The following is a 20,306-nucleotide window of genomic DNA, read 5'->3' as shown; positions in this document are numbered from 1 at the left end:
GTACACAGGAGGGACCATGAAGACCACCGCCCTAATGCACACCAGTCCTCGTCAGCGCCGCATCACCTGGGGTTTCGGCCTTGCCGTCGCGATCGGGATGATCGGGATCGGACCTCTGTTCGCGTCCGTGTGGCCGGGGTTCGACCACAGCCCGTGGGACGTCAACACGATGTTGTTCGGACTCGGTGTGGGGCTCTGCGCGATCGCGTACATCTTCGGGCGGATCGCCGTCGCGGCGGTCACCGAGGGGCGCCGCAACGCGGTGTCCCCGCCGACCAGAAGGGCCTACTTCGTGGCCGGCGGGGGTTTTGTCCTGGCCGCGCTGTGCCTCGCGATCGCTGTCGCTAGCTGACGAGCGCGGTCACCCGTTCACGCAGTTCAGCCAGCCGGGCCCGGCCTGACGCACGGGCGGACTCCAGTCCGTCCGTGACCGGCTCGACGACCTCGAGGTACGCCTTGAGCTTCGGTTCGGTGCCGGACGGGCGCACGATCACGCGCATCCCGCCGGCCGTCCAGCGCAGCACGTCCGCGCCGGGCAGCAGGTCCTCGGACGCGAAGTCCGCCGGCGGGTTCGCGCGCAGGCGGGCCATCGTGGCGCCGATCAGACTCAGATCGGTGTACCGCAAGGAGACCTGGTCCGTCAGGTGCAGGCCGTGGTCCGCCGCGAGCTGGTCCAGCGCGTCCAGCAACGTGCGCCCGGACGCCTTCAGCCCGGCGGCCAGGTCAGCGGCGACGACGGCGGCCGAGATGCCGTCCTTGTCGGCGACGTGCTCCGGGTCGACGCAGTTGCCGAGCGCTTCCTCGTAGGCGAACACCAAGCCCTCGCCCGCGCGTGCCAGCCACTTGAAGCCCGTGAGGGTCTCCGCGTACCGGGCACCGTGCGCGGCCGCGATCGACTTCAGCAGCGACGACGACACGATCGTCGTTGCCACCAACGGATCCGTGGACTCCGTAGTCGACAGCACGAGCGAGCCGAGCAGCACGCCCGTCTCGTCGCCGCGCAGCATCCGCCACGTGTCGCCGTCGCGAACGCCCAGCGCGCACCGGTCCGCGTCCGGGTCCAGCGCGATGGCCAGGTCCGCGTCCACCGACGCCGCAAGGGCGAGCAGCTCGTCGGACGCGCCGGGCTCCTCCGGGTTCGGGAACACCACGGTCGGGAAGTCCGGATCCGGCACCGCCTGCGACCGCACCACGTGCACGTCGGTGAAACCCGCGCGCCGCAACGCTTCCACGGCGAACGCGCCGCCCACGCCGTGCATCGGCGTCAGCGCGATCTTCAGCTCCCGCGAGTTCCCGCGCGGCAGCGACGCCACCTGATCCAGGTACGCGTCCACCTCGGCGTCGGACACCGTGGTGTAGGTGAAGTTCCGGGGCACCGACACCGCGGCCGGCACCGCCTCGATCGCCTTCTCGATCTCACCGTCCGAAGGCGGCACGATCTGCGATCCACCGGTCAGGTAGAGCTTGTACCCGTTGTCGGCGGGCGGGTTGTGCGACGCGGTGATCTGGATCCCCGCCACCGCACCATGTGCGCGCACGAGGTAGGCAAGCACCGGCGTCGGCAACGGCCCCGGCAGCACCCGCACGTCGAACCCCGCGGCCGCCATCACCTCGGCCGCCGCGGTGGCGAACTCCTCCGAGCCGTGCCGCGCGTCGCGCCCGACGAACACCAGCCCGGGGGACCCGAGCCACGCCGCCACCCCGGCGGTCGTGCGGACCACCGTGGCGACGTTCATGCCGTTCGTGCCCGCCCGCACCGGCCCGCGCAGCCCGGCAGTGCCGAACGTCAGCGGACCGGCCATGCGGTCTTCGAGGTCCTCCAACGCGCCGGCGTCGCCGCCCATCGCCCGCGCCAGCACGCCCTGCAGTTCGGTGCGCGTCGCGTCGGACGGGTCGTCGGCGATCCACCGGAACGTCGCGTCGCGCAGGGCCGGCGTCAGGCTCATGCCCTGTCCACCAGCTCGCGCAGCAGCGTGCCCATGCGCTGAGCGGCGGCGGCACCGGCCTCCAGCACCTCCTGGTGGTTCAGCGGCTCACCGGTGATGCCCGCCGCGAGGTTCGTGACCAGCGACAACCCGAACACCTCGACGCCCTCGGCCCGCGCGGCGATCGCCTCGTGCACCGTCGACATGCCGACCAGGTCCGCGCCCATCGTGCGCAGCATCCGGATCTCGGCGGGCGTCTCGAAGTGCGGCCCCGGCAGCCCCGCGTACACGCCCTCCTCCAGCGAGGAGTCGATCTCCTGCGCGACCTTGCGCAGCCGCGGCGAGTACAGGTCCGTGAGGTCCACGAACCGCGCGCCGACCAGCGGCGACACCGCGGTCAGGTTGAGGTGGTCGGAGATCAGCACCGGCTGCCCGACGGACATGCCCTGCCGCAGCCCACCGGCCGCGTTCGTCAGCACGACGCTCGACACGCCCGCGGCAGCCACGGTGCGCACGGCGTGCACGACCTTCTGGACGCCCTTGCCCTCGTAGCCGTGGGTGCGGCCGAGGACGACGAGGACCTTCTTGCCACCGACCTCGACGGAACGGATGGTGCCGCCGTGGCCGAGCGCGGTCGGCGCCTCGAAGCCCGTCAGCTCGCCCACCGGAATCTCGGTGACCGGTTCGCCGATCACGTCGGCGGCGGGTCGCCAGCCGGAGCCCAGCACGATGGCGATGTCGTGCTTCTCGTTGCCGGTGCGGCTCTGGATCTCTTCCGCGGCCTTGCCGGCCAGCTCTTCTGGAGTCACCGCGAGAGCTTAAGCCGTGTCCTGAGGGTCTGTCCGATGAGAGTCACGTCCGAAACCCTCTCGGGCGCGGCTATCGCTGACGGACCCTCGGGACACGGCTTACACCGGGGCGAAGGTGGAGGCGATCGCATCGAAGAGGCGGGCTCTCGCCTCGTCCTCCTGCTCGGTCGGCACCACGACCTCCACCACCCACAGGTCGTTGCCGTAGGGCAGCACGCGGGAGAAGTGCGACCGGCGCAGCGCCGTGGGTTCGTCGCCCTCGACCGTCTTGTAGATGAACTGGACGCTGGCCTCCTTGCGCGGCCCCGCCAGGTCCGGCGTCGGCACCATCTCGCCGCCGAAGAACCTGCCGGGCCAGCGCCCCTGCACCCCCGCGGTGTACAGCTTGATGTCGCGCTTCGGGTAGTACTCGGGGAACCGCTGCACCGTCACCTCGTACGCGCCGCTCCCGGACACGAAGTGCACCATCGCCGAGGCCGGCAACCGCTGGTCGCCCGCGCGCTGCTCGGCGTAGGTGGACCAGCTCTTCTCGACGTGCAGCGTGAACTTGCCGCCCTGCTCGCCGTTCGCCAGCACGGCCGACGCGGTGCGGGGCTCGAGCGTCGCCGAGGTGGGCAGGGTCGGCAGGGTGGGCAGCGTCTGCTCGGTCGGCGGCAGCAGGGACGCTCCCGCGGCGTACCTGGTCAGCGCGAACCCTCCGCCCGAGCCCGCGATGAACAGCAGTGCGGCCGCGACCAGCACGAACGCCGTGGCCACCCGGCCTCGGCGGGCAGGGGGAGCGGTCGGCCTCGTCACGAGGAACGGCAGCGGGCCCGGGTCGTCGGCCAGCGGCGCGTCCGGTTCGATCTTCGGCTTGGGGCGCACGACGATCGGCACCTGCACCGACTCGCGGATCTCGAACGCGTCCGTGCCCGGCTCCGGCAGCAGCGGGTAGACCTGCTTGCGCACGTCGACGAGCGACAGCCGTTCGGTCGGGTCCTTGCGCATCAAACCGCTGATCACCGGTGCCAGCCGACCGGCGCCCGCGGGCACCGGGACGTCGCCGTTGATCACCGCGTTGATCGTTTGCATGACGTTCTTGCCCACGTACGGCGGTTCGCCGGCCATCGCGGCCCACATCGTCGCGCCCAGCGACCACCTGTCCGCGGCCGCCGACACGTCCCCGCCCTGCGCCACCTCGGGCGCGATGTAGGCGGGCGTGCCGAGCGTGATGCCGCGCGCGGTCATGGTGGCCTCGGCGACGTTGCGCGCGATGCCGAAGTCGGTGAGCTTGACGCGGCCGTCGTCCGCGATGAGCACGTTGCCGGGCTTCACGTCGCGGTGCGTGATGCCGGCCCGGTGCGCCGAGGCCAGCGCCGCCGCGATCGCGTCCAGCACCGCAGCGCCCTGCTTCTCGGTGAGGCAGCCCTGTTCCTGCAGCACCTCGCCGAGGCTGCGTGACGGCACGATCTCCATCACGACGTACGGGTCGCCTTCGTGCTGCACGACGTCGTAGAGCGTCACGAGGTTCGGGTGGGAGAGCGCGGCGACGGCACGTGCCTCGCGCATCGTCCGTTCGCGCAACTGCTCGGCCTCGGCGTCGGGCATGCCGGGCGGCCGGAGGATCCCCTTGACCGCGACCTGGCGGCGGAGCACCTCGTCGTGGGCGGCCCAGACCGTGCCCATCGAGCCCTGACCCAGCAGGTGCAGCAGCCGGTACCGAGCCGCGATCAAGCGATCCTGGCCAACGTTCTCCACGTTCCCATTCTTCCTGACAGATCGGGGTGCACTTCTTTGGTCCCGCCGGCCGCGGTCGGGGACACTCTCCCCGTCGGACCCCGACTGCATCGTTAACGGCGGTGAACCTCACATAGCCGTGTCGGTACCGGTCGGTAACACTGCAACGCATGATGGAGTTGGCATTGACCGCCGAATTCCGCCCGAACGAGTTCCCCTCGGCGTCGAGGGAACAGTGGCGTGAGCTGGTCGACGCCGTCCTCCGCAAGACCGGCGCGAGCTTCGACTCGCTGGTCACGAAGACGTACGACGGCATCGAGCTCCAGCCGCTCTACACCCTCGACGACGCCCTCGAGCCGTACGCGCTCGCCCCGGTGAAGCAGGGCTGGGACGTCCGGCAGCGCCACGCCGTTCCCGATCCGGTCGCCCTGATGAACGACCTGGAAGGCGGCGTCACCTCCCTCTGGCTCGCCGTGCCGGCCGCGTCACTCGAACGGTTGCTGGAAGGCGTCTACCTCGACCTCGCACCGATCGTGCTGGACGGCTCGGTGGACGCGGCGCGCGCGATGCTGCGGATCTACGACCAGGCGCCGGTGCTGGCATCCGAAGTGCGCGGCAACCTGGCTCTCACACCTTTCGGTGACGCGCTGGACGTCATCAAGCAGGCCCACTCAGCTTTTCCGGGGCTTCGGACCGTAATGGTGGACGCGCTGCCGTTTCACGACGCCGGCGGCTCCGACTCCGAGGAACTGGGCGCCTCTCTCGCGCTGGCGGTGTCGTACCTGCGCGCCTTGACCGAGGCTGGCCTGCCGGTCGGTTCGGCTTTCGCGCAGCTGGAGTTCCGCTACGCCGCGACGGCCGACCAGTTCATGACGATCGCGAAGCTGCGCGCCGCTCGCCGGTTGTGGGCGCGGGTGGCCGAGGTGTCCGGGGTCGACGCGGTTCAGGTGCAGCACGCCGTGACGTCGTCGGCGATGATGACCCGCCGCGACCCGTGGGTGAACATGCTGCGCACGACGATCGCGACTTTGGCCGCCGGTCTCGGCGGGGCGGATTCGGTGACCGTGCAGCCTTTCGACGCTGCTCTTGGCTTGCCGGACGAGTTCGCGCGGCGGATCGCGCGCAACACGCAGAACCTGTTGCTGGAGGAGTCGCACCTCGGTGAGGTGATCGATCCTGCCGCCGGGTCCTGGTACGTGGAGCAGCTGACGGACTCGCTGGCTCGGGCGGCCTGGGCTTGGTTCCAGGAGATCGAGCGGGCCGGGGGGATTGCTGCGGCTGGGGCGCTGGTGGCGTCGCGGATCGCTGCCACGTGGGCGGCGCGGTCGGCTCGGCTGGCGGATCGGAGCGACCCGATCACGGGGGTGAGCGAGTTCCCGAACCTCGGGGAGAAGCCGGTGGTGCGCGAGCCTGTGCCCGTTGCCGGGCCGGGTGGTGCCGGACCCGTGCCTGTTGTCGAGCCGGTGGCCGATGCCGGGTCCGCGTCTCTCGCCGAGCCGGCGGCCAGCGCTGAGCCTGCGCTTCTTGCCGAGCCTGCGCCCGTTGCCGGGCCGGTGGCTGGTGCCGTGCCTGCGGCCAGTGCCGAGCGGCTAGCTGGTGCCGTGCCCGCAGCCAGTGCCGAGCCCGCCCCCGGAATCGATTCCGACTCGCAGGCCCCCTGGAGGGATCCACCCCCCATCCCAAGTTTCTCAGGCAGGTCTGACAGTTTCGGGCTGCCGCGGGTGCGTTATGCACAGGCCTTCGAGGAGCTGCGCGACCTCGCCGACGCCCAGCCCGAACGTCCCCAGGTCTTCCTCGCCACCCTCGGCCCGGTCGCCGCCCACACCGCCCGCGCCACCTTCGCCGCCAACCTCTTCAACGCCGGCGGCTTCGCCACCCCCAACGCCGGCCCGACCAAAACCGCCGACGAGGTGGCCGAGAAGTTCACGGAGTCCGGCGCGAGGGTCGCGGTCCTCTGCGGCAGCGACACCAGCTACGCCGACCAGGCCGTCGCCACCGTCGAGGCGCTGCGTCAGGCCGGTGCCGAGCGGGTACTCCTCGCGGGCAAGAAGACCGACGCGGAAGTCGACGGCTTCGTCTTCACGGGCTGCCCTGCGCTGGAAATCCTGACCAACACCTACGCGTTTCTGGGAGTGGAGCGATGATCCCCAACTTCGCGGACATCGACCTCGGCCCCACCCCGCAGGCGAAGTACGAGACCGACCTGCCCCCGTGGGAGACGCCGGAGGGCATCGCGGTCAAGCCGGTCTACGGGCCGCAGGACACCGACGGCCTCGACTTCCTGCAGACCTACCCCGGCGTCGCGCCGTTCCTGCGCGGCCCGTACCCGACGATGTACGTCAACCAGCCGTGGACCGTCCGCCAGTACGCGGGCTTCTCCACCGCCGAGGAGTCGAACGCCTTCTACCGCCGCAACCTCGCGGCGGGCCAGAAGGGGCTCTCAGTGGCGTTCGACCTCGCCACCCACCGCGGCTACGACTCGGACCACCCGCGGGTAGCAGGTGACGTCGGCATGGCCGGCGTGGCGATCGACTCCATCTACGACATGCGCACGCTGTTCGACGGTATCCCGCTCGACAAGATGTCGGTGTCGATGACGATGAACGGCGCGGTGCTGCCGATCCTCGCGCTCTTCGTGGTCGCGGCGGAGGAGCAGGGGGTGAAGCCGGAGCAGCTCATGGGGACGATCCAGAACGACATCCTCAAGGAGTTCATGGTCCGCAACACCTACATCTACCCGCCGAAGCAGTCGATGCGGATCATCTCCGACATCTTCAGCTACACGAGCCAGCACATGCCCAAGTACAACTCCATCTCCATCTCCGGTTACCACATGCAGGAGGCAGGGGCGACGGCCGACCTGGAGCTGGCGTACACGCTCGCGGACGGTGTCGAGTACATCCGCGCCGGCAAGGAGGCCGGGCTGGACGTCGACAAGTTCGCGCCGCGGCTGAGCTTCTTCTGGGCGATCGGCATGAACTACTTCATGGAGATCGCGAAGATGCGGGCGGCGCGGCTGCTCTGGGCCAAGCTGGTCAACGGCTTCGAGCCGAAGTCGCAGAAGTCCCTGAGCCTGCGCACGCACTGCCAGACGTCCGGCTGGTCCCTCACCGCCCAAGACGTGTTCAACAACGTCGCGCGCACGTGCGTCGAAGCGATGGCGGCGACGCAGGGGCACACGCAGTCGTTGCACACCAACGCACTCGACGAAGCCCTCGCTCTGCCCACCGACTTCTCCGCGCGCATCGCCCGCAACACGCAGCTGCTGCTGCAGCAGGAATCCGGCACCACGCGCGTCATCGACCCGTGGGGTGGCAGCGCCTACGTCGAACGCCTCACTGCGGAACTCGCGGCCAAGGCCTGGGAGCACATCACCGAGGTCGAGGCGGCCGGCGGCATGGCCCGCGCCATCGACGAGGGCATCCCGAAGCTGCGCATCGAAGAAGCCGCCGCGAGAACCCAAGCGCGCATCGACTCCGGACGTCAGCCCGTCATCGGCGTCAACAAGTACCTCGTCACCAATGACGAGCAGATCGACGTCCTCAAGGTCGACAACGCCGGAGTCCGCGCCCAGCAGCTGGAAAAGCTGCGCAGACTCAAGGAAGAACGCGATCAGTCCGCAGTGGACGGTGCGCTCGACGCCCTGACGAACGCGGCGACGAGCGGCGAGGGCAACCTGCTGGAGCTGGCGATCAACGCCGCCCGCGCCAAGGCCACCGTCGGCGAGATCTCCGAGTCGCTCGGCAAGGTCTGGGGTCGGCACAGCGCCCAGATCCGCACCATCACAGGCGTCTACCGGCAGGAGGTCGGCTCAGTGTCCAACGTGGACGCCTGCCGCGAGGTCGTCGAGGCCTTCGCCGAAGAGGAAGGACGCCGGCCCCGCATCCTCGTCGCGAAGATGGGCCAGGACGGCCACGACCGCGGCCAGAAGGTCATCGCCACCGCGTTCGCCGACCTCGGCTTCGACGTCGACGTCGGCCCGCTGTTCCAGACGCCGGACGAGGTCGCGCGCCAGGCCGTCGAGGCCGACGTGCACATCGTCGGCGTGTCCTCGCTCGCCGCCGGCCACCTCACGCTCGTCCCCGCACTCAAAGAAGAACTCACGAAGCTCGGCCGCGAGGACATCATGATCGTCGTCGGTGGCGTCATCCCGCCGCAGGACTTCGACGAGCTGTACGCGGCGGGTGCGTCGGCGATCTTCCCGCCCGGCACCGTGATCGCGGACGCGGCCAAGGACCTGCTGGTGAAGCTCGCGGACCTGCTCGGACACCATGGCTAGGACCATCGACGTCGCCGAGTACGCGAAAGGCGTCCTCGGCGGCGATCGCGGCGTGCTGGCCAGGGCCATCACGCTCGTCGAGTCGACACGCGCCGAGCACCGGGCCAAGGCCCAGGAGCTGCTGGTCGAACTGCTGCCGAAGTCGGGCGCCGCGATCCGCGTCGGCATCACCGGGGTGCCCGGCGTGGGCAAGTCGACCTTCATCGACGCCCTCGGCACCACGCTGACCGAGCAGGGCCACCGGGTCGCGGTGCTCGCCGTCGACCCGTCCTCGACGCGCACCGGCGGCAGCATTCTCGGCGACAAGACGCGGATGCAACGGCTGTCGGTGAACCAGAACGCGTTCATCCGGCCCTCTCCGACGTCGGGGACGCTCGGCGGGGTCGCGCAGGCGACCCGCGAGACGATCGTGCTGGTCGAGGCCGCGGGCTTCGACGTGGTGCTGGTCGAGACCGTCGGCGTCGGGCAGTCCGAGGTGGCCGTCGCGAACATGACGGACTGCTCGCTGTTCCTGACCCTCGCGCGCACCGGCGACCAGCTGCAGGGCATCAAGAAGGGCATCCTGGAGCTCGCGGACGTCATCGCGGTCAACAAGGCCGACGGCGAGCACGAGATGGACGCCCGCAAGGCCGCACGCGAACTGGCCGGCGCCCTCAAGCTGCTGCGCCCGCCGGACGCGCTGTGGCACCCGCCGGTGCTCACGTGCTCGGGCCTCACCGGAACCGGGCTCGACGAGCTGTGGTCCCGCGTGCTGGAACACCGCCGGACCCTCACCGACGCCGGGGAGCTGGACGATCGCCGCCGCCGTCAGCAGATCGACTGGACCTGGATGATGGTCCACGACGAACTGTGGCGGCAGGTGCGCGAGAGCGGCGCCGTCCGCTCGCTCGCCCCCTCCCTGGAGGAGAAGGTCCGCCTCGGAGAGCTCACCGCCACCCTTGCGGCAGAGCAGATTCTGCAGGCGTTCCAATCGGACTCACGGTAGGCACTTAACTAGTTTGGGTGACCTTCGATCGTGGTATTCGAGGTACAGTTCAGGCCATGTCTAGGTTGCTGCTGGCCTGCGTGTTCTCGCTGATGAGCGTTCTCGGGATCGCCGGTGTGGCGTCCGCGCAGGAGGCGGCGAACGCGCCTGTGCCGGTCGCGCAGCAGACGACCGTGAACCCGGCTCCCGACGTGAACGCGCCGCAGGAGCCGTCGCCTGAAGCTCGTGAGGAGACCAAGCGCAAGCTGTGGATGGGCGGCATCGCCGTGGTGCTGTTCGCCCTGGTCTACCTCCGCAACAAGAAGCGGTGGGCGAAGTGGCGCAAGGAGCGGGCGGCCAAGAAGGGCTAGTCCGCTGACCGTTGGACTGGGACCGCTCGTCTCGCATGCTGGGACGTGATAGCCAAAGTTAAGCGTGTCTCCCGACCGTTTGCGTCATCGTTGATCGGTCAGACCGAAACTCGCTCGCCGCTCGGCGCAGCGCTGCGACCGGCCGTCCGGTTGATCATCATCAGCGCACCGCGTCCGTCAAGGGGTGATGCAGGATGGTGGCCAATGGGTACCGACTTGAAGATCAGCACACGCTCGACCGTCGAGCGGTACTCGGACGCGCTGCTGGACCTGTCGCACTCGATCCACGCCGAACCCGAGCTGGCCTTCGAGGAGCACCGCAGCGTCGAGAAGATCGCCTCTTTGCTGGTCAAGGAGGGGTTCGAGGTCGACCGCGGTGTGGCTGACCTCGACACCGCGTTCGTCGCGACGTTCGGCGACGGTGAGCTCGTCCTGGGTCTGTGCGCCGAGTACGACGCGCTGCCCGAGGTCGGGCACGCGTGCGGGCACAACGTCATCGCCGCGGCTTCGGTCGGTGCGGCTCTCGCTCTGCGTGACGTCGCTGACCAGCTGGGTGTCACCGTGAAGGTGATCGGGACCCCGGCCGAGGAGGTCGGCGGCGGCAAGGTGCTCATGCTGGAACGAGGCGTGTTCGACGACGTCTCGCTCTCGATGATGGTGCACCCGGCGCCGTACGAGTCCTGTGCCGCCAAATCGCTCGCCATCACCGATCTCAAGGTGCACTACAAGGGCAAGCCGTCTCACGCGGCCGCTGCCCCGCACCTGGGCGTCAACGCCGCGGACGCGGTCACGATCGCCCAGATGTCGATCAGTCTGCTGCGGCAGCACTTCGAGCCCGGTCAGATGGTGAGCGGCATCGTCACCAACGGCGGTACCGTGCCGAACGTAATACCCGCCCGCGCATCGGCGATGTTCGACGTGAGGGCGGAAAACCTGGAATCGTTGCAGCGCCTGGAGAACCGAATTCGGGACTGCTTCTCAGCCGGTGCGCTCGCGACCGGCTGCACCCATGAGGTGGTGCAGGTCTCGCCGATCTACGCCGAGTTGACTCCCGATCCGTGGCTCGCTGACGCCTACCGGCGTGCGGCCACTGAGCTGGGCAGACGACCGCTCTCGCCCGAGCAGGAACAGCGGGAGAAGATCGGGAGCACCGACATGGGCAACGTCACCAGAGTGTTGCCCGCAATCCACCCGACAATCGCCATCGACTGCGGAGACGCGGTGAACCACCAACTAGAGTTCGCGACCGCCTGTGCCTCGGCGTCGGCCGACCGTGCGCTCCTCGACGGAGCACTTGCCATGGCCTGGACGACGATCGCGACAGCCACCGATTCCCAGCAGCGCGCACGGCTGCTGGCCCGCGGAGGTGCGGCATGACGGTTCTGGACTCCCGGCCTTCGGGCTCCTCAACTGTGAAGACGTCCCCTGAGATGCTTGTCGGCCCCACCGGGGTGAGCATGTCTGGTGTGGATGATCTCGGAGAAGGCCGCGGCCCCGCGTGGCTCGACGACTGGCTGAAGGCGCACGCCGCCGACGTGGTCGCCTGGCGCCGCCACATCCACGCCAACCCCGAGCTCTCCCGGCGCGAGTACAACACCACCGAGCTCGTCGCGAAGCTGCTGCGCGAGGTCGGCCTCAAGCCGCGCATCCTCCCCGGCGGCACGGGCCTGATCTGCGACATCGGCCACGGCTCCCGCTGCGTGGCCCTCCGCGCGGACATGGACGCCCTGCCGCTGCACGAGAACACCGGCCTCCCGTTCGGGTCCACTGTGGACGGTGTGTCGCACGCGTGCGGTCACGACGCCCACACCACGGTCCTGCTCGGCACCGCGATGGCCCTCGCGTCGGCGACGGAGTTGCCCGGCCGCATCCGCCTGGTGTTCCAGCCGGCCGAGGAGGTCATGCCGGGCGGTGCGCTCGACGTGCTCGCCGCGGGCGGGCTCGACGGCGTGGAGCGGATCTTCGGCCTGCACTGCGACCCGCGTCTGCAGGTCGGCCGCATCGGCACGCGGATCGGCGCCATCACGTCGGCCTCCGACCTGTTGGAAGTGCGCCTCTCCTCACCGGGCGGCCACACCTCGCGCCCGCACCTCACCGCGGACCTGGTGCACGCCCTCGGCACGCTCATCACCGGCCTGCCGACGATGCTGTCGCGCCGCGTCGACCCCCGCTCCGGCACCGTCCTGGTGTGGGGCGCGGTGCACGCGGGCGAGGCCCCGAACGCCGTGCCGCAGGACGGTCTGGTGCGCGGCACGCTGCGCACCGGCGACCGCGACATCTGGGCCGAGCTGGAGCCGCTGGTCAAGGACCTGGTGACGGGTCTGCTGGCCCCGACCGGCGTCGGTTTCGACCTGCACCACCGCCGCGGCGTGCCGCCGGTGGTCAACGAGCGCGAGTCCACCCAGATCCTGCGCGCCGGCATCGAGGCCGCACTGGGTGACGACGCGCTCGCGGGCACCGAGCAGTCCTCCGGTGGTGAGGACTTCGGCTGGTACCTGGAACACGTGCCTGGTTCGTTCGCGCGCCTCGGCGTGTGGGACGGCCAGGAGAAGCAGCGCGATCTGCACCAGCCGACGTTCGACCTCGACGAGCGCGCGCTCCTCGTCGGCGTCCGCGTCATGGTGCACACGGCGTTGGCTGCTCTGGCTTAGAGCGGAACCCTCTCGGTCAGAGCGGAGTGCTGTGGCGCGTGCGGATTCGCACGCGCCACAGCGCTGTCCGGGTCGTGGGCTGTCCGGGTCGTGGGCTGTCCGGAGGCCTACAGCAGCACCTTCTCCGTTTTGGCGGTGTCGTGGCGGGTGCGCCACGAGTGGGCCTTGGTGATGGTGGCGTTCGGGTCGGTTCGGTTCGACGTGTAGAACCAGTCCATCCGCACCTCCTCCGCCGTCACGTCGAGCACCGAGACGCCGTGCGAGTCCAACTCGACGAACCTCACGTGCGGGTTGTACGCCATGATCCCGGCCTCCAGCTGCAGCGAACCGGTGCGTGGCGGCACGTTCTGGAACTCGTCGAAGTTGTCGGACGTGACCGACGTGGTGATGTACTCGGTGGCCACGGACTTCGTCTTCGCGGCGTCCGGCACGTCCACCGCCCACGACGAGTGGATGTCGCCGGTGAGGAACACCGCGTTCTTCTGCCCCGCCCGTTCCAGGGCCCGCAGGACGAACTCGCGGTCGGCGGGGAAGCCGTCCCACTGGTCGGTGTTGACCGACGGGAACGTCGGGTTCGGCGGGATCGCGAGCGGGCTGAACATCACCGACGTGCCGACGAGTCGCCACCGGGCCGTGCCGTCGCAGATGCCCCGCGCCAGCCAGTCGCGCTGCAGCCGGCCCATGATCGTGTCCGGCGTCCGGTGCGACCGCAGGTCCAGCATCGTCAGGTCGGCCAGCGCGCCGTACCGCAGCCGCCGGAAGATCAGGCCCTCCCTGATCGGCATCCACTCGAAGTAGGCCTGCGTGGCCGCGGCCAGCCGGACCGCCCACGGGCCCTCGGTCGCGGGGTCGTGGCCGATGGCTCCCAGCGCGGACGAGTTGTCGGCCGACTCGTTGTCGTCCCACGTCGCGATCATGGGGTGCGTGGCGTGCAGCCGTTGCAGGTGCTGGTCGGTCTTGTACATCGCGTGCCGGGTCCGGTAGTCCTGCAGCGTCACGATCTCGTGCGGCGGCACCGCGTCGCGGACCTTCGGGTCGTAGTGCGGGTAGATGTAGTCGCCGAGGTGGATCACGGCGTCGAGCTTGTCGCGGTCCGCCAGGTAGCCGTACGGGACGAAGTGGCCCGCCATCCAGTTGGCGCAGGAGACCACGCCGAACTGCACGCGCGAGCAGTCGGTGGGCGCCGTCTTCGTGCGACCGACGGGCGACAGGACGCCGTCGACCCGGAACCGGTACCAGTAGCGGGTTCCCGGCCTCAGCCCGTGCACCTCGACCTTCACGGTGTGGTCGCGGTGCGCCCCGGTGGTGGTGCGGCCGCGGCGCGCGATGCGTGCGAAGGACTCGTCGCGCGGGGCCTCCCACTCCACCGGCGACGACGTCACGACACGCGTCCACAGCAGGACGCCGTCGGGCAACGGGTCGCCGGACGCGACACCGTGCTCGAAGAGAGGAACGGCCGCCGAAGCGGTGCCCGAGACACTCGTGGCACCGGCCGCGGCGGCCGTCGCGATCAGGAACGTTCGACGATCGACCCCAGTCATGGGGCCGATAGTGCCCGAAGTCAGCTCACGGGTTCCGTCAACTGCGCACGTGCTTCCGGTGCGGCAGCGCGGACCGCGTCCGCCGCCTGGTCGTCCGGCTGGGTCTGGGACGCGCGCTCGGCCTCGACGCGCGCGTTGTAGACCTCTACCTCGCGCTTGATCGTGTCCTCGTCCCACCCGAGGATCGGCGCGACGAGCCGGGCCACCGCCTCCGCCGAGTCGACGCCGCGGTGGGCGTACTCGATGGAGATGCGGGTGCGCCGGGTCAGCACGTCCTCCAGGTGCATCGCGCCCTCGTGCGAGACCGCGTACACCGCCTCGACCTGCAGGTAGTCCGGTGAAGCTGGGATGGGCTTGAGCAGCTCCGGGTTGTCCGCCGCCAGCGACAGCACCTCGTGCACCAGCGAGCCGTAGCGGTCCAGCAGGTGCCGGACGCGGTACGGGTGCAGGCCGTGCTTGGCCGCCAGTTGGTCGGCCTGGTTGACCAGCGCGTGGTAGCCGTCGGCGCCGACCAGCGGCACCTTGTCCGTGATCGACGGCTGGATCCGGCCGGGCAGGTCGACGTGCGCCGCGTCCACGGCGTCCGCACCCATCACCCGGTACGTCGTGTACTTGCCGCCCGCGATCGCGACCAGGCCGGGGGCCACACGAGCCACCGCGTGTTCACGCGAGAGCTTCGACGTCGAGTCGGACTCGCCCGCCAGCAACGGCCGCAGGCCCGCGTAGACGCCCTCGATGTCGTCGTGCGTCAACGGCGTCGCGAGCACCGAGTTCACGTGTTCGAGGATGTAGTCGATGTCGTGCTTGGTGGCCGCGGGGTGCGCCAGGTCGAGGTTCCAGTCCGTGTCGGTGGTGCCGACGATCCAGTGGTTGCGCCACGGGATGACGAACAGCACGGACTTCTCGGTGCGCAGGATCATCCCGGCCTCGGCGACGATCCGGTCGCGTGGAACGACGATGTGCACGCCCTTGGACGCCCGCACCCGGAACCGCCCGCGCGAGCCGCTCAGCCGTTGCAGCTCGTCCGTCCAGACGCCGGTCGCGTTGATCACCGCGTGCGCCCGCACGTCGACCTCACGGCCGTCCTCGACGTCGCGCACCCGCACGCCGGACACCCGGTCGGCCTCGCGCAGGAACCCGATCACCTGCGTCGACGTGCGCACCACGGCGCCGTAGTGGGCGGCGGTGCGGCCGACCATCATCGTGTGCCGGGCGTCGTCCGCCTGGGCGTCGTAGTAGCGGATGCCACCGATCAACGCGTCGCGCTTCAACGCCGGCACGAGCCGCTGAGCACCCGCTCGGGTGAGGTGCTTCTGCCCCGGCACGGACCGGGCGCCGCCCATCGTGTCGTAGAGGAACAGACCGGCGGCCGTGTACGGGCGCTCCCAGACCCTGTTCGACAGCGGGTAGAGCAGCGCCACCGGTTTCACCAGGTGCGGGGCGATGCGCGTGAGCATCAGCTCGCGTTCGCGCAGTGCCTCGCGGACCAGACCGAACTCCAACTGCTCCAGGTAGCGCAGGCCGCCGTGGAAGAGCTTGGAGGACCGGCTCGACGTGCCGGACGCCAGGTCGCGGGCTTCGACGAGGGCGACCCGCAGGCCTCGGGTGGCAGCGTCGAGCGCCGCACCGACGCCGACCACACCACCGCCGACCACCACGACGTCGAACGTCTCCGAGCCCAGCCGCTGCCACGACTCCTCGCGCTCGGCGGGGCCGAGTCTGCCGGTGACCGGAGGTTCGGCATGGGTTCGAGGTGCTGCATCTGGGTTCTTGCGCGTGGCCACGACGGACGCCTCCCTGTGACGACTGCGGATCACGTTACCTGCAGCAACGCGCCTTCGCCGATGGGCGCGCGATCCAGAACCCAATGGCCCGAAAACGGCCCGACAGCAGGTGCTCGGCGTAGACAACTGATCAGCGCGGTAATAGCGTCCGAGCACGTTGAAGGCGGGCGGCGCGGCCCTGACCTCGGGTTTGCGCGTCCTGTCTGGCCGCAAACGAGTGGAGGTCGACGATGAGTGCAGGCTCGATCTTCGTCTGGGAGACGCTGGGGACAGCGGTCCTCATCCTCCTGGGCACCGGTGTCGTCGCGAACCAGGTGCTCAAGAACACGCTCGGCAACAGCACGGGCTTCCTGTTCGTCAACATCGGCTGGGCCTTCGCGGTCTTCGCCGGCGCCAGCATCGCCAACCCCAGCGGGGCGCACCTCAACCCCGCCGTCACCCTCGGCCTCGCCATCGCGGACAAGACCCCGTGGGGCGACGTTCCCTTCTACGTCCTCGGGCAGATGGTCGGCGCCGTTCTCGGCGCGATGCTCTGCTGGGCGACCTACAAGCTGCAGTTCGACACGCACGACGAACCGCAGAACACGCTCGGCATCTTCTCCACCGGGCCGACCGTGCCGAACAAGCCGTGGAACCTCGTCTCCGAGATCATCGGCACGTTCGTGCTCGTCGCGTGGATCCTGCTGTCCCCTGGCGCGAAGGAGACGGCCGACGGGGTGCCGCAGTTCGGCAACTCGGCGCTGGGTTACGCGGGTGTCGCGTTCGTCGTGCTGGTGATCGGCACGTCGCTCGGCGGCCCGACCGGGTACGCCATCAACCCGGCACGTGACCTCGGACCGCGCATCGCCTACGCGTTCATGATGCCGATCCACAACAAGGGCAATGCCAACTGGGGCTACTCGTGGGTCCCCGTCGTCGGCCCGCTCGTGGGTGGCGCGCTCGCCGCGTTGCTCTTCCTGGTTCTCCCGGTCTGAAAGGACTTCCCGCAATGACGCAGTACGTGGCCGCGATCGACCAGGGCACCACGTCGACCCGGTGCATGATCTTCGACCACTCCGGGCGGGTGGTCTCGGTCGACCAGAAGGAGCACGAGCAGATCTTCCCGAAGGCCGGGTGGGTCGAGCACGACCCGAAGGAGGTCTGGCAGAACACCCGCCAGGTCGCCGCGGGCGCGCTCGCGAAGGCCGATCTGTCCACTTCGGACATCGCCGCGGTCGGCATCACCAACCAGCGCGAGACCGCGCTGGTGTGGGACAGGAACACCGGCGAACCCGTTTACAACGCCATCGTGTGGCAGGACACCCGCACCGACAAGATCGTGCAGGAGCTCGGCGCGCTGGGTGGCGGCCAGGAGCGGTACCGCGCCAAGGTCGGCCTGCCGCTCGCGACCTACTTCTCCGGGCCCAAGGTCCGCTGGATCCTCGACAACGTCGAGGGCGCGCGGGAGAAGGCCGAGGCCGGCGACCTGCTGTTCGGCAACATGGACACGTGGGTGCTGTGGAACATGACGGGCGGGGTGGACGGCGGTGTGCACGTCACCGACCCGACGAACGCCTCTCGCACCATGCTGATGGACCTCGACACGCTGCAGTGGGACTCGTCGATCGCTTCGGACATGGGGATTCCCATGTCGATGCTGCCGGAGATCCGTTCCTCGTCGGAGGTCTACGGCCAGGTGCGCGAACGCGGCGCGCTGGCGGGGGTGCCGATCGCGGGCATCCTGGGCGACCAGCAGGCGGCGACGTTCGGCCAGGCCTGCCTCTCGCCCGGCGAGGCCAAGAACACCTACGGCACCGGCAACTTCATGCTGCTCAACACCGGCACCGAGAAGGTGATGAGCGAGAACGGGTTGCTCACCACCGTCTGCTACAAGATCGGTGAGGCTCCCCAGGTCTACGCCCTGGAGGGCTCGATCGCCGTCACCGGTTCGCTGGTGCAGTGGCTGCGCGACAACCTCGGCATGATCGGCTCCGCGGCCGAGATCGAGGAGCACGCCCGTTCCGTGGAGGACAACGGCGGCGCGTACTTCGTGCCCGCGTTCTCGGGCCTCTTCGCCCCGTACTGGCGTTCCGACGCCCGCGGCGCGATCGTGGGCCTCACGCGGTTCGTCAACAAGGGCCACCTCGCGCGGGCCGTGCTGGAGGCGACGGCCTTCCAGACCCGCGAGGTGCTCGACGCGATGAACGCCGACTCGGGCGTCGACCTGACCGCGTTGAAGGTCGACGGCGGCATGGTCGTGAACGAGCTGCTGATGCAGTTCCAGGCGGACATCCTCGGCGTGCCGGTCATCCGGCCGGTCGTCGCGGAGACCACGGCACTGGGCGCGGCCTACGCGGCCGGTCTCGCGGTCGGGTTCTGGGAGACCGAGGACGACATCCGCGAGAACTGGGCGCAGGACAAGCAGTGGGAGCCGCAGATGGACGAGTCCCGCCGCGCGTCCGAGTACGCCAACTGGAAGAAGGCGGTGTCGAAGACCTTCGACTGGGTCGAGGACTGACGTGGCCGAGGGGAGCTTTCCCTCAGGTTCGGGAAAGCTCCCCTCATCACGTCAGGCTGGAGCTGCGCGATTACGCGGTGCCGCCGCCACCGGTCTGCGGGGCACCCTTCGGCTTGATGATCGGAGCCTTGGCCTTGGCCTTGGGCTTCTCGGTGATCGGGGCCGGTACCGGCTTCGGTGCCTTCGCCGCCTTCGCCTTGACCACGAGCTGCTGGAGCACCGGCTGTCCCTTGCAGATCATCTGCACCTCGTACACGCCGGGCACGTCGACGGCCTTGCCGTTCCCGATCCGCAGGTTCTGCGACTCGTACTTCAGCTCGATGGGCGCGGTGAAGCCCGGCGAGGTCGCGACATCGCCGCAGATCGACTGCTTGGTCTTCATCACGCTGACGTCGCCGCCCGCCTCGACCTCGCCGCTGCCGAGGAAGAAGAGGTCGGAGCCCTGGGCGTGCACGACCTCGAAGGTCCTGCTGATCGGCTGCCCGCCACAGATCATCTCGGCGGTGTACCTGCCGGCCACCTGAACGGCACTGGCCGTGGCGCGCAGGACGTTCGGTGCATCGAGTTCGAACTCGGACGAGTACCGGTTGACGAAGCCGTTCGAGCTCGCCCTGCCCTCGCAGTTGGCGGTCGCGTCGTAGGCGAGCTTGATCGCCTCACCGGGCTGGTACTCCGCCTTGTCCAGCACGAAGCCCTCGTTCGTCCCGGCGCTCGCGAACGGCGCGAACGCGAGTGCGGCGGCGACAGCGGCGAGTCCGACGACAGCCTTGGTGATCTTCATTTTTCTTTCTCCCCCATGGTTTCTGATGTTCAGACGAGCGTTGCGTAAACGATGACGTTGTCCCGGTAACTGCGCGCAGCCTGGTCGTAACCGCCCCCGCAGGTGATCACGCGCAGCTCGGGTACGTCGGTGTCCCCGTAGACGGCTTCCGCGGGGAAGCTGTCCTTGGCGATCTGTTCCGTCTTGTGCACACGGAACTTGGCTGTGGTGCCATCTTTCCTGGACACTAGGATCTCGTCCCCCGCGACGAGTTCCTTGAGCCGGAAGAAGATCCCCGGCTGCTTGTTGCCGTCGACGTGGCCGAGGACGACGGCCGGTCCTGCTTCACCCGGCGTCCTCGCGTGCCGGTACCAACCGGCCTGCATCGGCTGTTCGACCGGCGGTACCTCGACGGTCTCGTCGGCGTTGAGCCCCAGCGGTACCAGCGACGACACCGCGTCGATCTTCGGAATGCGGATCTCGGTCGGCTCCGACGGCGGCAGCTCGCGAGACTCCGAAGTGGACGGTGCTGACCGCGTTGGTGCTGATGGAGGTTCGGCTTCCTGAGGTGAAGCGCAACCCGTCAGCGCCAGGATCAGCAGCAGTACGCCGGCGAGGAGACGCTTCATCTCGTCGCTCCCACGGTGAACGTGCGCTCGACGACCTCGCCCGCGCAAGTCGCCTTGGCGGTGTAGGAGCCGGACGCGTTGACCGCCTCCCCGACGCCGATCCAGGAGCCGTCAGCGTTCTGGTAGGTGAACTCGACCGGTGCGACGAAGCCCGGCGACGTCACCGCGCCGGTGCACGTCGACAGCTGGGACTTGAGGACCACGGCCACGCCGCCGGGCGTGACCGTCCTTTGTGGAACGACGAACAGGTCGGAGCCGACCGGCTCCGTCTGCGCGCTCGACGACTGTGCAAAAGCGAACGCAATCCCCAGTGCGACCGCGGCCGCGAAAACGCGCTTCATTTGTTTTTCTCCCCCGAGTGGTACCTGCACACCGAAGAC

The 20,306-nt window shown here is 69.4% G+C and carries 17 protein-coding genes; 9 read left to right on the top strand and 8 right to left on the bottom strand.

Features of this window, described 5'->3' with window-relative positions:
- The first annotated feature begins 16 nt into the window (after positions 1 to 16).
- Positions 17 to 352, top strand: a complete 336-nt coding sequence (locus tag IEY88_RS10330) for a hypothetical protein (RefSeq protein ID WP_229693229.1) — start codon at positions 17 to 19, stop codon at positions 350 to 352.
- On the opposite strand, the gene IEY88_RS10325 is transcribed toward IEY88_RS10330, so the two are convergent.
- The 3 genes from IEY88_RS10325 to IEY88_RS10315 form a co-directional block, all read right to left on the bottom strand.
- Positions 345 to 1,946: a phospho-sugar mutase gene (locus tag IEY88_RS10325; protein ID WP_189154376.1), complete on the bottom strand. Its 1,602-nt coding sequence runs from the start codon at positions 1,944 to 1,946 to the stop codon at positions 345 to 347. The genes IEY88_RS10330 and IEY88_RS10325 overlap by 8 nt on opposite strands.
- Positions 1,943 to 2,734, bottom strand: coding sequence for a purine-nucleoside phosphorylase (locus IEY88_RS10320; protein ID WP_189154375.1), 792 nt, complete (start codon positions 2,732 to 2,734; stop codon positions 1,943 to 1,945). Before IEY88_RS10320 ends, IEY88_RS10325 begins: the two co-directional genes overlap by 4 nt.
- Before the next feature lie 99 nt (positions 2,735 to 2,833).
- Entirely contained in the window at positions 2,834 to 4,471 is a 1,638-nt protein-coding gene (locus tag IEY88_RS10315) for a serine/threonine-protein kinase (RefSeq protein WP_229693228.1), read from the bottom strand.
- Between the two features lie 149 nt (positions 4,472 to 4,620).
- Here IEY88_RS10315 and IEY88_RS10310 point away from each other — a divergent pair, with 149 nt between their 5' ends.
- The 6 genes from IEY88_RS10310 (at position 4,621) to IEY88_RS10285 (ending at position 12,715) form a co-directional block, all read left to right on the top strand.
- The gene (locus IEY88_RS10310; protein ID WP_189154373.1) at positions 4,621 to 6,594 is read left to right on the top strand and encodes a methylmalonyl-CoA mutase family protein; all 1,974 of its coding nucleotides are present in this window, start codon (positions 4,621 to 4,623) and stop codon (positions 6,592 to 6,594) included.
- Entirely contained in the window at positions 6,591 to 8,729 is a 2,139-nt protein-coding gene (gene scpA / locus IEY88_RS10305) for a methylmalonyl-CoA mutase (RefSeq protein WP_189154372.1), read from the top strand. The genes IEY88_RS10310 and scpA overlap by 4 nt, the downstream gene beginning before the upstream one ends.
- On the top strand, positions 8,722 to 9,714 hold the full coding sequence (meaB, locus tag IEY88_RS10300; protein WP_189154371.1) for a methylmalonyl Co-A mutase-associated GTPase MeaB: 993 nt from the start codon (positions 8,722 to 8,724) through the stop codon (positions 9,712 to 9,714). The genes scpA and meaB overlap by 8 nt, the downstream gene beginning before the upstream one ends.
- A gap of 56 nt (positions 9,715 to 9,770) precedes the next feature.
- Positions 9,771 to 10,064, top strand: coding sequence for a hypothetical protein (locus IEY88_RS10295; RefSeq protein WP_189154370.1), 294 nt, complete (start codon positions 9,771 to 9,773; stop codon positions 10,062 to 10,064).
- A gap of 204 nt (positions 10,065 to 10,268) precedes the next feature.
- Positions 10,269 to 11,441 (top strand): M20 family metallopeptidase, encoded by a 1,173-nt coding sequence (locus tag IEY88_RS10290; protein WP_189154369.1) that lies wholly within the window; start codon positions 10,269 to 10,271, stop codon positions 11,439 to 11,441.
- A complete protein-coding gene (locus tag IEY88_RS10285) occupies positions 11,438 to 12,715 on the top strand; it encodes a M20 family metallopeptidase (protein WP_189154368.1) in 1,278 nt (425 codons plus the stop codon). The genes IEY88_RS10290 and IEY88_RS10285 overlap by 4 nt, the downstream gene beginning before the upstream one ends.
- Before the next feature lie 107 nt (positions 12,716 to 12,822).
- On the opposite strand, the gene IEY88_RS10280 is transcribed toward IEY88_RS10285, so the two are convergent.
- Both IEY88_RS10280 and IEY88_RS10275 read right to left on the bottom strand, forming a co-directional pair.
- Positions 12,823 to 14,256 carry an alkaline phosphatase D family protein gene (locus tag IEY88_RS10280; protein WP_189154367.1) on the bottom strand — a complete coding sequence of 478 codons (1,434 nt, stop codon included), beginning with the start codon at positions 14,254 to 14,256 and terminating at the stop codon, positions 12,823 to 12,825.
- A 20-nt stretch (positions 14,257 to 14,276) separates the two neighbouring features.
- Positions 14,277 to 15,938, bottom strand: a complete 1,662-nt coding sequence (locus IEY88_RS10275; protein ID WP_229693270.1) for a glycerol-3-phosphate dehydrogenase/oxidase — start codon at positions 15,936 to 15,938, stop codon at positions 14,277 to 14,279.
- A 332-nt stretch (positions 15,939 to 16,270) separates the two neighbouring features.
- On the opposite strand from IEY88_RS10275, the gene IEY88_RS10270 reads away from it, so the two are divergent.
- Both IEY88_RS10270 and glpK read left to right on the top strand, forming a co-directional pair.
- Positions 16,271 to 17,014 (top strand): MIP/aquaporin family protein, encoded by a 744-nt coding sequence (locus tag IEY88_RS10270; protein ID WP_189154365.1) that lies wholly within the window; start codon positions 16,271 to 16,273, stop codon positions 17,012 to 17,014.
- A gap of 14 nt (positions 17,015 to 17,028) precedes the next feature.
- Positions 17,029 to 18,537 carry a glycerol kinase GlpK gene (glpK, locus tag IEY88_RS10265; protein ID WP_189154364.1) on the top strand — a complete coding sequence of 503 codons (1,509 nt, stop codon included), beginning with the start codon at positions 17,029 to 17,031 and terminating at the stop codon, positions 18,535 to 18,537.
- A gap of 70 nt (positions 18,538 to 18,607) precedes the next feature.
- Here the strand turns inward: glpK and IEY88_RS10260 are convergent, their stop codons facing one another.
- Genes IEY88_RS10260 through IEY88_RS10250 form a run of 3 tightly spaced genes read right to left on the bottom strand, consistent with a single transcriptional unit; the run spans position 18,608 to position 20,267 of the window.
- Entirely contained in the window at positions 18,608 to 19,318 is a 711-nt protein-coding gene (locus IEY88_RS10260; RefSeq protein ID WP_189154363.1) for a hypothetical protein, read from the bottom strand.
- Positions 19,319 to 19,347: 29 nt separating this feature from the next.
- The gene (locus IEY88_RS10255; protein WP_189154362.1) at positions 19,348 to 19,926 is read right to left on the bottom strand and encodes a class F sortase; all 579 of its coding nucleotides are present in this window, start codon (positions 19,924 to 19,926) and stop codon (positions 19,348 to 19,350) included.
- Positions 19,923 to 20,267: a hypothetical protein gene (locus tag IEY88_RS10250; RefSeq protein ID WP_189154361.1), complete on the bottom strand. Its 345-nt coding sequence runs from the start codon at positions 20,265 to 20,267 to the stop codon at positions 19,923 to 19,925. Before IEY88_RS10250 ends, IEY88_RS10255 begins: the two co-directional genes overlap by 4 nt.
- Between the last annotated feature and the right edge of the window lie 39 nt (positions 20,268 to 20,306).

Origin of the sequence: Lentzea pudingi, assembly GCF_014646255.1 — a bacterium.
In the GTDB taxonomy this organism is placed as follows: Bacteria; Actinomycetota; Actinomycetes; order Mycobacteriales; family Pseudonocardiaceae; genus Lentzea; species Lentzea pudingi.
Note: the sequence above shows the minus strand (reverse complement) of the source record. Positions and strands in the feature narration are given on the sequence as shown.